Here is a 15,395-nt window from a genome sequence, read left to right as displayed (position 1 = left end):
CCGCATGCGGGGGCGTGGCAAGGCGTCCACGGTTCCTACACAATTGGGCGGGAGGCTCAGGCGCCACCTCATTTCGCACTGCTTGCGGAGTCTCTTCTTGACCGCGCTCTACGGCGCAGGGCTCCTAATGCACCCGGCATAGGCCCTGCTTATCCGCGGCGGGAGCACACGCCCCACTCGCATCACAAGCATTCGTCAGCTACATCACCTGCTGCAGTGCTCAGCTTCACTCCGAAAGCACCCACTCGCTAACCGGGAGAACCGACGCCCCCGCCACGCTCGTAGCCGACTCTGACCTCATGACCACAAATCGATGGTCGCAGTCGATGCCGAGTTTTTCTCCAACAGAGTTGAGATGACGAAGGAACGAGCTCCGATATGCCATGGAAGTCTTTATTTCTACAAGCTCGACGTTTCGTCTATCCGTTGCTTCAACAAGGTCAACTTCGACCCCGTTAGAGTCTCGATAGAAGTAGAGCTCTGGCTTCCTCCCATTATTGACGTGAGCTTTCAGTTGTTCAGAAATGACCGCATTCTCAAAGACGGGGCCCAGGTACTGGTCCTGGGTTAGTTCGGCGACGCTCTCAAAAGGCAAAATGCTGCAGAGCAATCCCGTATCGTAGAAGTAGACCTTAGGGGTCTTGATCAATCTCTTTTTTACATTCGAATAGTAAGGCTGCAGCAGACATACAACGTAGGACTGCTCAAGGATGGAAAGCCACGAGCGAACCGTGTTAGAAGAAACACCAAGCTGCGATGCCATAGAACATAGCGACGACGCCCACGATTGCCAGCGGCGCCTGGGCGTAGCTCACGTACATGGCCTCGTTGTAGCCCGGCATGGCGCAGGTAACGAGCAGCGTTGCCATGCTCGTTACCGCAAGAAACAGGATGCAGCAGGCAAGGAGGATGTGGTCGAAAACTGGCTTGGACTCGCTTGTTTCTGGCATCCGGTCTTCTCCGCTTGGAAATCGAACTCGCACTCGAAGTCTTCCCTCTGGGGAAGATTTAGGCTCTTCTCGACATAATCATACGTATAGGTAAGATTGTCTCTCGCAAAAAGAGGGGCCGCGCGCGGCGGCCCCTCGGGCATCGCTATAACGTGCCTAGACTGTGGCCAGATAGACCGTTTGCCCAGCGACGACGTCTGCAGCTTACGCCAGCAGGCTGGTCTTGGCAGCCTCGGCGAGCTTGTCGTTGAGCGCCTGGGACTCCTCGCGCGTGGCGCCCTTGCTGAACAGATAGGCCTTGATCTTGGGCTCGGTGCCAGACGGGCGCACGATGACCTTGACGCCCTCTCCCAGCTGGAACTCGAGAACGTTGCTCTTGGGCAGCAGCTGCTCGGGGCACGAGCCATCGCCACCGGCAACCGTCATGGTGACGTCTGCCTTGTAGTCGACGAAGCCCTGCACCGGCATGCCGGCGATCTGCGCGGGCGGGTTCTCGCGCAGGCCACTCATGATGCCGTCCATCTTGTCGGCGCCGGCCGCGCCCGGGAAGCTCACGTTGACGACGCCGTTGAGGTAGTAGCCGTACTGCTGGTACAGGGCCTCCATGGCCTCGTACAGGTCCATGCCGCGCTCGGCGTACCAGGCGGCCATCTCGCAGGTGAGCATGCTCGCCACGATGGCGTCCTTGTCGCGCGCGTGCAGGCCCACGAGGTAGCCGTAGCTCTCCTCGAAGCCCAGCAGGAAGCGGTCGCCCTCGCCTGCCTCGACGAGCTGGTCCATCTGGCCGCCAATGTTCTTGAAGCCCGTGAGCACGCGGCGGGTCTCGAAGCCGTAGTGGTTGGCCAGGGCGTCGGGCATGGCACTCGACACGATGGTGGTCACGACGACCTTGCGCGAAACGTCCTCGCCGGCCTCGGCCTTCATGCGGGCCAGCCAGTCGATGAGCAGGATGCCCATCTCGTTGCCCGTGAGCAGCTTGTAGTCGCCGTCGTGCGGCACGGCCACGCCCATGCGGTCAGCGTCGGGGTCGGTCGCGAGCATGAGGTCGGGGTGGACCTTGTCGCACAGCTCCAGACCCTTCTCGAGCGCCTCGCGGAACTCGGGGTTGGGATAGGGGCACGTGGGAAAGTTGCCGTCGGGCTCGGCCTGCTCGGGCACGACCGTGACGTTGGTGATGCCCACACGGGCCAGAATCTTGTTCATGCACTCGATGCCCGTGCCGTTAAGCGGCGTGTAGACCACCGAGAAGTCGGGGTTGGGCTTGGCACCGATGGACTGCGAGGCCACGGCGTCGATGAAGCGGTCGAGTACCTCGTCGCTCGTCCACTCCACGAGGCCCTTCTCGAGTGCCTCGTCAAAGTCCATGTGCTTGACGCCCGTGAAGATGTCCGTCTCGTTGATGGTGTTCTGGATCTCGTCCGCGGCCTCGTTGGCGATCTGGCAGCCGTCGTCGCCATAGACCTTGTAGCCGTTGTAGGGCGCCGGGTTGTGGCTGGCCGTCACAGCGATGCCGGCCGAGCACTTGAGGTAGCGCGTGGCAAACGACAGCGTGGGAACCGGCTCGATGCGCGGGTAGACGTAGGACTTGATGCCGTTGGCGGCAAGCACGCCGGCCGCGGCCTTGACGAAGTCCTCGCCCTTGTTGCGCGAGTCGCGGGCAATGGCCACCGTGGGGTGCTCGTAGTGGGCGTTGAGGTAGGTGGCGAGGCCCTGCGTGGCCTGCGAGACCGTGTAGATGTTCATGCGGTTGGTACCCACGCCCAGCGTGCCGCGCAGGCCCGCCGTGCCAAACGAGAGGCTGCGATAGAAGGCGTCCGAGAGCTTCTCGGGGTCTTCTGCGGCCATGAGCTCGTCGAGCTCGGCGGCCAAATCGGCCTCGGTGAGGTTGTCCTTCCACAGCTGGGCTGCGGCGAGAATTTTATCGTCCATGGAGATGTGCCCCTTCCCTTGCGCGCCCGCGGGTGCCGGCGCTCCAATCTCCTCAAGTCTACCCGTGCGCGCGCGGCGGGGCCCCGGCATGGGGAGAGCCTTCGGCGGACGGACGATGCGGCGCCAGGTGGGACAGTTGCTCAGGCGGGTATTGTCCCAATGCGAGGAGAAAAAAGCGGCCCGCAGCGTGGCTGCGAGCCGCTCGTGCGTGCACATAGGTGCAGCTTGCGAGGCTACTTGCCCTCGCGGATGGAGGCGCCCAGAGATCCGCCCGGGTGCCACTTGACGTACTGCTGCGGGTTCAGGCCAAAGTCCTCCTGCAGCAGGATCGAGAGGCTCTGGAGCATGAGAATCTCGACGATGATGGAGGCACGGGGCGGCTTGTTCATGGGGTCACCCTCCTCCTTGACGCCGGCGATGAGGGCGACGTCGCCCTGCTCGGCCAGCCAGCTGTCGGGGTTGCCCGTGAGGGAGATGATCTTGACGCCGTTGCCCTTGAGGCAGGAGACGGTGGCCTTGAGCTCGGAGGTGTTGCCCGAGTTGGAGATAGCAATCACGACGTCGCCGGGCTTGACCTGGCCGGCGGAGCCGTGGACGCACTCGGTGCCATGGAGCTCGTAGGTGGGGGTGCCGGTCGAGGAGAACAGCGACGCGGCGTAGCCCGAGACGTGGCCCGGCTTGCCGATGCCCGTGACGTGCAGACGGCCACCGTTGGCCTCGGACTCCTGGATCAGGCGCTTGGCGGCGGTGATGGAGTCGTAGTCGATGCCGTCGATGAAGGCGTTGACCTGCTCCTTCATGATGCCGAGGAAGACGTCGACGGCCTTCTTGTCATCGGCGGCGGAGGCACCGTGGCTGTTGGCGGAGACGAACTCGTCGAGCTTGGAGGCAATCTCATCGTCGTTGGTGATGTCGAAGATGCTGATGACGTTGGGGAACTTGCCCTCGATCTCGGGGGCGAAGTCGCTCATGGTGACGATGACGTCGCCGCCAAAGTCCACGAGGTCATCGAGCTTGCCGTGCGTGACGTCGATGCGGTAGCCGCGCTTGGCGCAGATCTGCTCGATCTTGGTCTGGAGCAGTATGCTCGAGCCGACACCGGCACGGCAGACAACCAGGGCGTTGACCATGTTGTGCACCTTTCTCGCTTTGGTTTCTCGCTTGGTTACGAACGTAACTAACCTACGCCTGTATATTACTCAAAACGAGCGCCGCACGCATGAGAAGTTGAAACATTTCGCAGGATTTGTAAGAGGAATAGCGGCAGCGTGGGGCACTTGACCACGGATTGCAGGGCATGTTGGGGCGCCAGACGATTCTGGCCCGCGGGCGGGTGCGCTCGCGGGCCAGAATGTGGGTTACTTGTGCGCACTCGAGCGGGCGGTGAGGCGCGGCACGGGAGACGCGAGGCTCGCGGGGCGCGCTACATCGCGTAGGCGCGCGAGTCTCTCATCGAGAAGAACACCGTGCTGGTGTTGTGCAGCAGGCTCGAGGTCTGCGGGGCGATGGCGCCCGCGATCCCCAGGGCCAGCAGCGTGGAGTTGAACCCGATGACCTCGCGAAACGTTACGTCCATACGCTCCATGAGCTCCATCGACAGGCGGCGCAGCGCCACGAGCGAGCACAGGTCGCCGCGGTTGAGCGTGACGTCTGCCACCTCGCGGGCGATCGCGGTGCCGTTGCCCATGGCCACGCCCACGTCTGCGGCGGACAGCGACGGTGAGTCGTTAACGCCGTCACCAACCATCACGACGCGCCGGCCCTGCTCGCGCAGGTGCGCCACGTAGTTGTGCTTGTCCTCGGGCAGCAGGTTCGCGGCGAACTCGGTGATGCCGGCGTCTGCCGCGATGCGGGCCGCGGCGGCCTCGTTGTCTCCCGTGAGCATCACGATATGCTCAAAGCCCAGCTTGCGCAGGGTGCCGATGGCCTCGGCCACGCCCGGCTTGATGGGGTCGGAGATAAGCAGCGCACCCACGAGCTCGCCATTTACGGCGAGGTAGAGCGTGGAGAGGCCACGGGCTGACTCGTCGATCTTCTCGGCAACGCTAGCCGGGACGTCGACGTGTTCGTCCTCCATCACGAAGTGCTTGGAGCCAATGACCACGCGCTTTCCGTCGAGCGAGCTTGCGATGCCATGGGCCACGACGTACTCGACCTCGGCGTGGCGCTCGCGGTGCTCGAGGCCGCGCGCCTCGGCGGCGTGCACGACGGCGCGGGCCACCGGATGGGGAAAGTGCTCCTCGAGGCAGGCCGAGAAGCGCAGCACCTCCTCCTGGGTCCAGCCGGCAAAGGCCAGCACGTCCGCGAGCTGCGGCGTTGCGGCCGTAAGCGTGCCGGTCTTGTCGAAGACGATCGTGTCTGCGGCGGCGAGCTGCTCGAAGTGGCGCGAGCCCTTGACCGTGAAGCCGGCGCGGGCGCTCTGGCTCATCGCGGCGAGCACCGAGATGGAGCTCGTGAGCTTGAGGGCGCACGAGTAGTCGACCATGAGGGCGGCGCTAGTCTTGACGAGGCTGCGCGTGGTGAGCGCGACGGCGCCCGCCAGCAGGAAGTTCCATGGGACGATGGCGTCGGCGAGGCGCTCGCGGCGCCCCTGGACGCTGCTCTTGAGGCCCTCGGACTGCTCGACCATCGAGACGATCGAGCGCAGCTTGGTGTTGCCCGCGCCGCTCGTGACACGCACGAAGATCTCGCCGTCCTCGCAGGCGGTGCCGGCAAAGACCGAGTCGCCCTCGACGCGCTCGACGGCCAGGGGCTCGCCGGTGAGCGCCGCCTGGTTGACCATGGCGCGGCCGCGCTCGACCGTGCCGTCGACGCAGACCGGCATGCCGGTGCGCACGACGATGAGGTCGCCCTCGGCAAGGTCTGAGGCGGGGACGCCGACCTCCTCCCCCGCCTCGATGCGGCGGGCGGTCTCGGGCATCGCGAGCAGCGAGTATATGAGCTCGTGCTGAGAGCGGGCCTTGGTGTAGTCCTCGAGCGCCTCGCCAATGTTCAGCAGGAACATGGTGCTGCCGGCGGTGAGGAAGTCTCCCTTGGCAAACGAGATGCCCACCGCGGCGGCGTCGAGCACCGGCACGTCGAGGCGGCCGTTCACGAGCGAGCGCAGGCCGGCGGCGAGGAACTTCCGATACGACCAGACCGTCCAGGCCGCGCGGATGGGCGCGGGCAGGAACCAGCGGCGGGCGTAGTGAAAGCCTACGAGCTCGGCGATGTTGAGCAGCAGGGCGTCCGTGCTGGGTGCAACCATGCCAGCGCAGTCCGCACGCGCGGCATCGACGGCCGCGGCGTCGACGAGCCCTAGCCAGTTGAGCGCTGCGTCGCGGGCGGCGGGGTCGGCGGCGTTGTAGGTGAGCGCGACCGAGCCGATGCGCGCGTAGACGCGGGCAGACTCGATGGTAGGCGCCTTCTCGAGCGCCACGCGCAGGGGCTCGGCGTCTGCGTCGGGCACGATGCCCGCAAGGTTCACGCGGATGCGGCCCGGTATTTCGCTAACGATTGTGTACTGCATGCGCGAGGTTACTCGGCCTTCTCGTCCTTGTTGGCGGTGAGGTAGCTGGCCTCGGAGACGATGTCGTCTACCTGGGCCTTTGCCTGCTCGACGATGGCGTCGTAGGAGTTCTTGGCGCGCATGCCACAGGCGACGGCCTGGACGTAGCCCTTCTTGGCGGTGTCGGAGGCCAGGGCCTTGACGCCCACGGTTCCAAGCAGGAAACCGCCGGCGACGAGCAGACCGTTCTGGGTGGACTTCTTCATGGTTTGATCCTCTCTCATATAGGTACGCACCCGTGCGCACCCCCAGCAGGACGATGCGGAAGTTTGCCTAGGCTCACTCCCCACCTTAAGAGTTTAGCGCCTCTTACATCGATGCGCTTCCTCCATGAAGCTACGCGTTGACACGGCTAACTCTCAACTGTTAAAGAGGGGTAATTTGGGCTCCTTGTGAATGCCCCAGCTACTTGGTAGAAGTTAGCGAAGTCACACAGGAGCGGCACGCAGAAAGTGCGCCTTCGTTAACTCAACTGGAACGGGGGGTACGGAACGCCTCTGAGAGGCTGGTCACACGACGAGAAATACGAATTGGATGCACAGCAGTCACGTGGCAAGAACAAGCGGCCGAAAACTGCGCCAAGTGTGTAGCCTGTTCCCGAGCTGGCGAGTAGCAGCACCTCTCCGGCAGCAAAATTCGAGGTAAGCGCCTTGCAAAAGGAGCGTCTACTCGTCCCATCGGGTTTTGGCTACACAATTGGCGAAGTTTTTATTAGCGGATGGCCCGAGAAGCCTTATCGCAGCAGAACTTGCTCATAACAGAAATGGGGCCGGTCATTAGACCAGCCCCATCCAACTCCGTATATGACTGTCTGTTAGCAAATGCCAAAGATACCAAGGCACATGCCGAGGACCATGAGGCCAATGATAATCCAGACCACATTTACGTTCTTCTTCATGAGGCCCAGGCAGCCCATAGTAAGACCAAGCGGGACGATGCCCTTAAAGATTGCGTCAAGATACGTCTGGATGGCAATCGGGTCAGAACCCTGGACCGGCACGGCGAGAATAGTCTGGAACTGAACGAAGGATGCCGTCATTGCCCCGATCATCAAGAGACCGAGAATCGAAGCACACTTCGTAACGAGATCCATAATTCCGCTGGAGTACATCTTGGTAATAAAAGAAGTACCGAGCTTATAACCGAGCACCGTCATCCACCAGCGGCAAAGAATCGACGGCACGTTATAAATGAGCAGGAATAGAATGGGGCCGAGAATCGAACCCGTCGAGCCCACCGCAATACCAACTGCAGCCGCGATCACGCGAAGCACGCCCCAGAAGATGGCATCGCCAATACCAGACATGGGTCCCATCAACGATGCCTTGATGGCATTGATTGACTCGGTATCAAAGTCATCGGGGTGCTCGGCGTTCTCTCGCTCCATCGATGCAACGAGGCCCATGCAGAGCGTTCCGACATTCTGAGTGATGTTGTACCAGGAAGAGTGGCGCACCATTGCTTCCTGTCTCTTCTCCGGAGTGTCGTAAAATCTATTGATTGCCGGCATGAGCGCGTGGATAAAGCCATCGGCACCAGCACGCGCGGCACCTGCATACATCATGAACACCGAGAGGAGCGGCGGAAGATACTTGCAAGCATCTTGCGATCTTCCTCGGACAAATCCTTCGTCGAGAGATTAACCTTGACCTCATCGTCGGCAGGAACTACCTGCGTGTTGTTATCACTCATGCGAAGAAATCCTCCTCATCAGCATCTGCAGTAGCATCGGAAGCAGCAGCGGCTATACCACGCTTCTTGAGATCGAGAATTTCCTTGTCTCGAAGCGCGGTAATGACAACGATCACGGCGCCAATCGCAGCAACGGCGACCATGGGAAGACCAAGGTAGATCACAAGGACAAAACCGAGCAGATAGTAAACGGCAAGCTTCTTATCCCAAAGCATCTTGAGCAGCAGAGCCATACCAACTGCAGGGAGCAGATTTCCGCACGTAGTGAAACCGGCGATTACGTTGTCAGGAATGGTGCTCGCAAGCGCCGCAACAGGCTCGGCACCGATATAGACGGCAAGGAAGGACGGGATGGCCAACAGGAAGTACTTCACGAACCAGCCAACCCAACGGACGAGCAAGAGCTTCTTCTCGGAGCCGCCGCCCGTCTGGGCCGCCCAGTCGACGGCAGGGGCAAACAGACTCATAAACACGTTGAACAGCATCAGGTAAAGGATGCCTGCGACAAGACCGAGGGGAGTGCCAACAGCGGTAATGGCAACACCCTGGTTCATCCCAGTGGTTACAACGAACGCAACCGTGACAACGGTCGCCGTAACCGGCTCAGCAGACACGGCTCCACCAACATTGACGGCACCCATGAAGATAGCTTCGAGGGCACAGCCAATCATTACGCCCGTTGGAATATCGCCAAAAATAATACCGGCAATGAGACCAGCAACGATAGGCCTCTCACTCATGCATTGGCCAACATACCAGTTAATTCCAAGCGCCAAAAAGGTTGCGAGAAAGGCTTGGAGTGCAGGAACGATCATATAGTTCCTCCTTAGAGCTTCGCGAGTGCGTCAGGAATTGATACGCGAGGGTCTTCCGGTGCAATCTGATGAAATGCTGGAACGCCCTCTGCGACAAGCTCGCGTGCCGCCTGCAGCTCAGACGGATTGAGTGCAACGGACGTAACAACATTGGTCTTCGTGTTGTTATCAGACCCATCAAAACGACCCACGTTGGCAAAATTGACGCCTTCAATCTCACCGGGGCAGTTCCTCACCAGAGAGAGCGCGTCTGCAACGCAGTTTGTAAGCACAAAGATGCGCATTTCCTTTCCGCGGGGATCATTGATGATTCGTGCAGCGTCTTCAACCGTCTTAACAAGGAGCTTCTGAGTTTTGGGGCACGCCATCTTGAGCGTTGCCTTAACCGCCTCATTCGAAGCGGCGTTATCGTTTGCCACGATAACGCCCTTGGTGTTCAGCTCCTTTGTCCACAAAAGAGCCACCTGGCCATGGATAAGACGATCGTCAATCCTAATTTGTATGACCATGTCTCTCCTTTCATAAGCGAGCATCGCCCGCAGTCTTTGCTAAGCCGTAAGTACCATCTCAGCCAAAGAAGTCGTCATCAGCGTCATCAGCGTCGAAGGTTTCGCCTGTCTCCGGGACGGGGCCAACACGCATGAGGTATTCCTTCGCCTCGCTCAATTGGGCGTCAATTACCTCGGGAGTTAGAGGCTCAGAGGTCAGCAATACCTGGATAACGGCCGGCAGGTTAACCCCCGTCACGTGAACGACTCCGTAGCGCTCCGGATGGAGCAGCGACACCTTTTGAAAAACGGAACCCCCATAGATATCCGTAAAAATAACTGCTTCGTCGTTGGGCCCAACGGAGTCAAGAAACGCTTGAATTGCCTGGGTGTAGTCCGAATCATCAACGTAGGCATCAATAGCCTGAACGGCATCCTTGTTTCCCGTCAGAATCCCAATCGAGCTCTGGATTCCACTCGCAAGATGGCCGTGCGAGGCGATGAGTATCTTCTTCATCTCGTCCGCCTAGTTGACGTGAAGAGGATCAGAACCATTCGCGAACACCCTAACGATATGCTCGAATGTCTCGCGGAACGACTTATATGCCACCGGGGTAAAATCGTGCCAATAAATGACGGAATCAGCCTTTGCAGCGCGCTTCTCGTCAACCATCTTGCACGCCGCCTCTCCGGCGTACTTCACACCATAGGTGTAGTAATTGACCTTCCTAATCCCAGCGTTAATCGCCTTACGGTAATCGTCGTCAGAGACACCAGAGCCTCCGTGCATGACAAGAGGAACGTTCTTGACCCGCTTGCGAATCTCGGTAAGGATGTCAAAGTTCAGATGAGGCTCTCCCTTGTAAAGGCCATGAACGGTGCCGAATGAGCAAGCCAGGATATCGGCACCCGTAGCCTTAAGGAACTCGGCGGCCTGATCGGGGTCGGTGTAAATTGCCCCAGCCTCATCCGCCGTTCCGCCCTCGTCGGACTCGCCCCCCTCTCGACTCCCCATTGACCCGAGTTCGCACTCCAAGCCCGCACCGTATTCGTGGCACATCTGAGAAACGCTCTGCGAATACTCTACGTTCTGCTCGTACGGAAGATACGACCCATCGAACATGACACCCGTAAAGCCCTCGTCGAGGGCGCGGTGCGCGTAGGCAACGTGTTCGCAGTGATCGAGGTTGAAGCAGATCTGCGCACTAGACCTCTCCGCAAGCGAGGTAACAATAGGAGCAACATACTTGAGAGGAATAAGGTCCTCATGCCCTTCAGCATGCTGGATGATAATCGGGTAACCGGTCTCCTCAGCCACCTCGATTGCGGCTCGAATGGCCTCGAGGCTCGCCGAATTCACGGCGGCAACCGCCATGTTGTTTTGCTCGGCTATAGAACAGACATCTCGCAGAGTAATGAGCATCTTTCGTCCTTCCTTAGACACCGATCTACTTCTCGAGTACTGACAACAGATAATGAAATGCGTTCCAATTTGAAACTAGTTTTGGAACAGCTTCCATAATAGTTTTGAATTACGGATTTTGTTCCATTAATGAAATTGCTTCCGTAAACGGTTGTTTTTTGAACCCGAACGCAATACTTACAGGTAGACACACCGCTTATGGAGGCCGAGACGTATCATCAAAAACAGAATCAACAGGGCATACTGAAACTTGAGCCCCACTCAAGAAATTAATCTTGAAATGCAATTTGATGATTGGAGGATATATTGGTTGACGAGCTGGGAGAGGCAAGCGTTATCGAAAAGGTCCTTGCCGTCTACGACGATTTGCCGAACTCGGAACGACGAATTGCCGACTATATTCTCGCGCACCCCAATGCCGCGGCCTCTATGAGCGCAAAGCAGATTGCTCAATCGGCCGGCAGCTCTGCCGCATCGATGTCTCGCTTTGTGAAGAGCCTGGGTTTCTCTAGCTTTGCAGAACTTAGCCTGAGCCTTCCTAGGGAGGATTCCGCAATTCAAACAGAAGCGGCAAGCCCCGCCTTCACTCTCGACAATCTGGACGAAGCCATCAACTACGCTCTATCCGTCAAAATAGAGGAACTCACCGCAACGGCGAGAAACTTGAAGGAGAGCGGCCTCGCCCAGGCGATCAATATAATCGGCAGCGCTGACCTAACCGTTTTCGCAGGTGTGGGAAACACCATTTCCCTCGCACAAAACGCAGCATTCAAGCTAACCCAAACTGGACATAGAGCCGTAGCCCCCTCCACTTCAGACGGCAGCTCACTTATCGCCCTTGCTCTTACCGAGAAGGACGCGCTTGTTGTTATCTCCACGACCGGCCTATCTAAGCGCCTTCTCGCCGTCATAGAGAACGCCAAGAAATCAAAGACGCCCGTTATCGTGATTACGGATAGAGAGGATTCGGAACTAGGAAGACTGGCAGACATCGTGGTCAAGACTGCTACTCACGATCGTCTGCTGACACGCAATCTGCGCTTTTCTCAAAACCCCATCAATTTTGTCATTGAGCTGATCACCGTCCTGCTCTTCCACGGGTCAACCGATGCGGTAGAGCTTGCAAAAATCTTTGACGAGAACATGGTCTATGACAAAGTCATCGACCGAGAAGGCAACGGAGCATCTAAATAATCAAGACAGGAGGAGAGCATCATGAAGACGAGCATTGCTCACGAGAAGGCGCTGGTCACGGGAGCTGGCAAAGGAATCGGCCGGACGCTCGCGGTGAGGCTGGCAAGCCTTGGCTGCGAGGTTACGCTCGTGGGCCGCACGCAGGCATCGCTCGACGAGACCTCCCGTCTCTGCGACGAGGCATCCGAGCAGGCGGGATACGAGGAGCGCTCGCACACCCACGCGTGCGACCTCACGAGCGAGCAGGCCATCCTTGATCTTGTTTGCAGCATCAGGGAAAGCGGCGGCCTCGACATCCTGGTGAACAACGCGGGCATCGTCCAGGCGGGGCCGCTCGAGGACATTCCCACCGATCAGTTCGATGCCGTCATGGCAACCAACGTCCGTGCGCCGTTCATCCTCCTGCGCGAGACGCTGCCGCTGCTACGCGCCTCAAAGGCAGCAGAGGTCGTGAACGTCTGCTCGGTCGTTGCGCACGACGCCTATCCCAACCAGAGCGCCTACGTTGCGAGCAAGCATGCGCTCTACGGCATGTCGAAGTCGTTTGCCCGCGAGGTTTTTGACGAGGGCATTCGCGTGCACGTCATCTCGCCCGGCGGCGTGCTCACCGACATGGTGGCCATTGCCCGTCCGGACCTCACTGGCACGCCCATGATCGTGCCTGACGACATGGCCGACGCCCTCGAGTACCTGCTCACACACCGCACGGACGCCGTCTGCGACGAGATCCGCCTGCACCGCGTGACAAAGGCACCATACTAGGAGGGTCGCAGCAGGCCCGTCCCATGCGGCCGGCGCGCGTCACCGCCCCAGTGCATGCCCGCCCGCGCGGTCAGAACGCATTCACCGTCCCAGCCGCCACATCCTACCCACGTCGTTCGTATTTGCGAACGACGTTCCATTTTTAGACCGCTCACCAAATAATCGGTAGTACCGCACTGGTCTGCGGGTATCCTTTGTGCTAAGAGCGCGGCACGTTGCCGAGCACGACGGGATGACAGGGGCTGTTGTCCCACCACCTACCCTGAGGAGGGCAAGCATGGCAGTCAATCGCTTTGTTCTGAACAACATTTCCTATCACGGCTCCGGCGCCATCAAGGAGATCCCGGGCGAGATTCAGCGCCGCGGCTTCAAGAAGGCCTTCGTCTGCTCCGACCCCGACCTCGTGAAGTTTGGCGTTACCGCCAAGGTCACCGACGAGCTCGACGCCGCCGGCATCCCCTGGACGCTCTACTCCGAGATCAAGCCCAACCCCACCATCCAGAACGTCAAGGACGGCGTCGAGGCCTACAAGGCTTCCGGCGCTGACATGATGGTTGCCATTGGCGGCGGCTCCTCCATGGACACCTGCAAGGGCATCGGCATCATCGTCGAGAACCCCGAGTTCGCCGACGTCCGCTCGCTCGAGGGCGTTGCCGACACCAAGAACCACGCCACCTTCACCATCGCCGTCCCGACGACCGCCGGCACCGCCGCTGAGGTCACGATCAACTACGTCGTGACCGACCCGGAGAAGGTCCGCAAGTTCGTCTGCGTCGACACCAACGACATCCCCGACGTCGCCGTCGTCGACCCCGACATGATGGCCTCCATGCCTGCCGGCCTCACCGCCGCCACCGGCATGGACGCGCTGACGCACGCCATCGAGGGCTACACCACCAAGGGTGCCTGGGAGCTCTCCGACATGTTCCACTTCAAGGCCATCCAGCTGATCTCGCAGCACCTGCGCGACTCGGTGGCCGAGGCCAAGAGCGGCCAGCCCGGCAGCGGCCGCGAGGGCATGGCCCTGGGCCAGTACATCGCCGGCATGGGCTTCTCCAACGTGGGCCTGGGCATCGACCACGCCATGGCGCACACCCTGTCTGCCCACTATGACACCCCGCACGGCGTTGCCTGCGCCATGCTGCTCCCCATCGCCATGGAGTTCAACAAGCCCGTCGTTACCAAGCGCCTCGCCGAGGTCGCCGTGGCCATGGGCGTTGACACGACTGGCATGAGCGAGGACGAGGCTGCCGACGCCGCCATCGCCGCCGTCAAGCAGCTCTCCGCCGACGTCAACATCCCGCACGTCTGCGAGGCCATGAAGGCCGACGAGATCGACCAGCTGGCCACCGACGCCATGGCAGACGCCTGCTTCCCGGGCAACCCCCGCGAGGCCAACCACGACGACGTCGTGGCTCTGTTCAAGAAGATTTGCCCGAGCGCCTAGTTCTAGCTCGCTCATCTTGATTGACGGCGCGCCCGTCGAGTCCAAGCGGCTCGACGGGCGCGTTTTTGTTTGCACGGCGTTATGGACGAGAAGAACGGGGCAGCATCCGGCCGCATGAGCCAGACGGCGGCCAAGCGGGGACAAAAGACCCGTCCCCCAGTCCCCAGGCTATTCGTTCTCGGCGGCCTCGAGGGCGGCGAGCAGCTTGGTCTCGAGCTCCTCTTTGGACATGATGTTGTCGAGCGTGATGACGCGCGGCTTGTCGGCCAGGAAGGCCGTGAGGTCGCTGCCCACGACGAATAGGTCGACCTGGTGCATCGATATCTCAGAAACCGAGACGTGGTCGACACTGATGCCCTCGATGCCGTGCTTCTTGAGCACGTCCTGTACGTTAATCTGCACGATGAACGAGCTGCCCACGCCACCGCCGCAGCAGCACATGATCGACCTTACCTTCATGGCTCTCCCCCTTCGTTAGAGACTTGATACCGCCCACTATGGCAGAGACGCACAGCGGCGAGCGGGCATTTTGGGCGTCTGGCCGCAGGCAAGCGGCAAGCTGCGCCTTGAGCTACGCTGGACGTCATACCAACGACGCAAAGGTGGGCGCATGGCCGCAGGAATTGGCATCGACATGGTCTCAATCGACGAGGTCGCGAGGTACGTCGACGGGTCCGACCTCACGAGGGCCGAGACGCTCGACCCCTTCGTTCGCCGCACGTTCACGACGGGCGAGATTGGACTGGCGGCGCAGCGCCACAACCCCGCGGAGTTTCTCGCCGGGCGCTTTGCCGTCAAGGAGGCGGTCTTCAAGGCGCTGGCACATCCGTCCGGCGAGTACCTCGAGTTTTATGAGATCGAGACCCTCAGCTACGACGACGGCGCGCCCTACGTGACCAAGACGCCCGCGGTCGAGCGGGCGCTCGAGAAGGCCGGGGCCAGCGAACTGCTCGTCTCGATCACGAACGAGGGCAACTACGCCGTGGCAATCGTGCTCGCGCAGTAGGGCAAAGGGTGCGGCGCAGCGGCCGCAGAGCCACGAGGCATCGCGGGTCACGCGGCCGAGCGCCACCACGCTACGGCTCCCCCGCACCACCCATACGACGCTGCGCTGCGGTCACCCCACCGCTCGCGGCACCTCCCCCGCG

General features: G+C 60.5%; 16 protein-coding genes. 4 read left to right on the top strand and 12 right to left on the bottom strand.

What is annotated here, in order from left to right; genetic code table 11:
* Positions 1-226 precede the first annotated feature (226 nt).
* The 11 genes from Q3866_RS04435 to Q3866_RS04385 all read right to left on the bottom strand — a co-directional run bounded on the left by Q3866_RS04435 (position 227) and on the right by Q3866_RS04385 (position 10,844).
* A complete protein-coding gene (locus Q3866_RS04435) occupies positions 227-763 on the bottom strand; it encodes a DUF4143 domain-containing protein (protein WP_301829909.1) in 537 nt (178 codons plus the stop codon).
* The gene (locus Q3866_RS04430) at positions 735-950 is read right to left on the bottom strand and encodes a hypothetical protein (RefSeq protein ID WP_301829908.1); all 216 of its coding nucleotides are present in this window, start codon (positions 948-950) and stop codon (positions 735-737) included. The genes Q3866_RS04435 and Q3866_RS04430 overlap by 29 nt, the downstream gene beginning before the upstream one ends.
* A 204-nt stretch (positions 951-1,154) precedes the next feature.
* Complete coding sequence (locus Q3866_RS04425) at positions 1,155-2,879, bottom strand: phospho-sugar mutase (protein ID WP_301829906.1); 1,725 nt, start codon at positions 2,877-2,879, stop codon at positions 1,155-1,157.
* A 233-nt stretch (positions 2,880-3,112) separates the two neighbouring features.
* Positions 3,113-4,009 (bottom strand): SIS domain-containing protein, encoded by an 897-nt coding sequence (locus tag Q3866_RS04420; RefSeq protein WP_301829905.1) that lies wholly within the window; start codon positions 4,007-4,009, stop codon positions 3,113-3,115.
* Between the two features lie 293 nt (positions 4,010-4,302).
* The gene (locus Q3866_RS04415) at positions 4,303-6,387 is read right to left on the bottom strand and encodes a heavy metal translocating P-type ATPase (protein WP_301829904.1); all 2,085 of its coding nucleotides are present in this window, start codon (positions 6,385-6,387) and stop codon (positions 4,303-4,305) included.
* Between the two features lie 8 nt (positions 6,388-6,395).
* On the bottom strand, positions 6,396-6,632 hold the full coding sequence (locus tag Q3866_RS04410) for a DUF6110 family protein (protein WP_301829901.1): 237 nt from the start codon (positions 6,630-6,632) through the stop codon (positions 6,396-6,398).
* A 608-nt stretch (positions 6,633-7,240) separates the two neighbouring features.
* Positions 7,241-7,990, bottom strand: coding sequence for a PTS system mannose/fructose/sorbose family transporter subunit IID (locus Q3866_RS04405; RefSeq protein WP_301829911.1), 750 nt, complete (start codon positions 7,988-7,990; stop codon positions 7,241-7,243).
* A gap of 124 nt (positions 7,991-8,114) precedes the next feature.
* Positions 8,115-8,933 carry a PTS sugar transporter subunit IIC gene (locus Q3866_RS04400; protein ID WP_301829899.1) on the bottom strand — a complete coding sequence of 273 codons (819 nt, stop codon included), beginning with the start codon at positions 8,931-8,933 and terminating at the stop codon, positions 8,115-8,117.
* 11 nt (positions 8,934-8,944) lie between these two features.
* The gene (locus Q3866_RS04395) at positions 8,945-9,442 is read right to left on the bottom strand and encodes a PTS sugar transporter subunit IIB (protein ID WP_301829898.1); all 498 of its coding nucleotides are present in this window, start codon (positions 9,440-9,442) and stop codon (positions 8,945-8,947) included.
* Positions 9,443-9,500: 58 nt separating this feature from the next.
* The gene (locus Q3866_RS04390; RefSeq protein WP_301829897.1) at positions 9,501-9,938 is read right to left on the bottom strand and encodes a PTS sugar transporter subunit IIA; all 438 of its coding nucleotides are present in this window, start codon (positions 9,936-9,938) and stop codon (positions 9,501-9,503) included.
* A 9-nt stretch (positions 9,939-9,947) separates the two neighbouring features.
* The gene (locus Q3866_RS04385) at positions 9,948-10,844 is read right to left on the bottom strand and encodes a class II fructose-bisphosphate aldolase (RefSeq protein WP_293673697.1); all 897 of its coding nucleotides are present in this window, start codon (positions 10,842-10,844) and stop codon (positions 9,948-9,950) included.
* Positions 10,845-11,150: 306 nt separating this feature from the next.
* On the opposite strand from Q3866_RS04385, the gene Q3866_RS04380 reads away from it, so the two are divergent.
* The 3 genes from Q3866_RS04380 (at position 11,151) to fucO (ending at position 14,247) form a co-directional block, all read left to right on the top strand.
* Complete coding sequence (locus Q3866_RS04380) at positions 11,151-12,038, top strand: MurR/RpiR family transcriptional regulator (RefSeq protein WP_293673698.1); 888 nt, start codon at positions 11,151-11,153, stop codon at positions 12,036-12,038.
* Between the two features lie 21 nt (positions 12,039-12,059).
* On the top strand, positions 12,060-12,800 hold the full coding sequence (locus Q3866_RS04375; protein ID WP_301829895.1) for an SDR family oxidoreductase: 741 nt from the start codon (positions 12,060-12,062) through the stop codon (positions 12,798-12,800).
* A 277-nt stretch (positions 12,801-13,077) separates the two neighbouring features.
* Positions 13,078-14,247, top strand: coding sequence for a lactaldehyde reductase (gene fucO, locus Q3866_RS04370; RefSeq protein ID WP_293826738.1), 1,170 nt, complete (start codon positions 13,078-13,080; stop codon positions 14,245-14,247).
* 168 nt (positions 14,248-14,415) lie between these two features.
* Here fucO and Q3866_RS04365 read toward each other — a convergent pair whose 3' ends face one another.
* Positions 14,416-14,706 (bottom strand): PTS sugar transporter subunit IIB, encoded by a 291-nt coding sequence (locus tag Q3866_RS04365; RefSeq protein ID WP_301829890.1) that lies wholly within the window; start codon positions 14,704-14,706, stop codon positions 14,416-14,418.
* A gap of 151 nt (positions 14,707-14,857) precedes the next feature.
* On the opposite strand from Q3866_RS04365, the gene acpS reads away from it, so the two are divergent.
* Positions 14,858-15,253, top strand: coding sequence for a holo-ACP synthase (gene acpS, locus Q3866_RS04360; RefSeq protein ID WP_301829888.1), 396 nt, complete (start codon positions 14,858-14,860; stop codon positions 15,251-15,253).
* Positions 15,254-15,395 lie beyond the last annotated feature (142 nt).

It is taken from the genome of uncultured Parolsenella sp., from assembly GCF_958346945.1.
Taxonomy (GTDB): Bacteria; Actinomycetota; Coriobacteriia; order Coriobacteriales; family Atopobiaceae; genus Parolsenella.
This window is presented reverse-complemented; position numbering and strand designations above follow the sequence as displayed.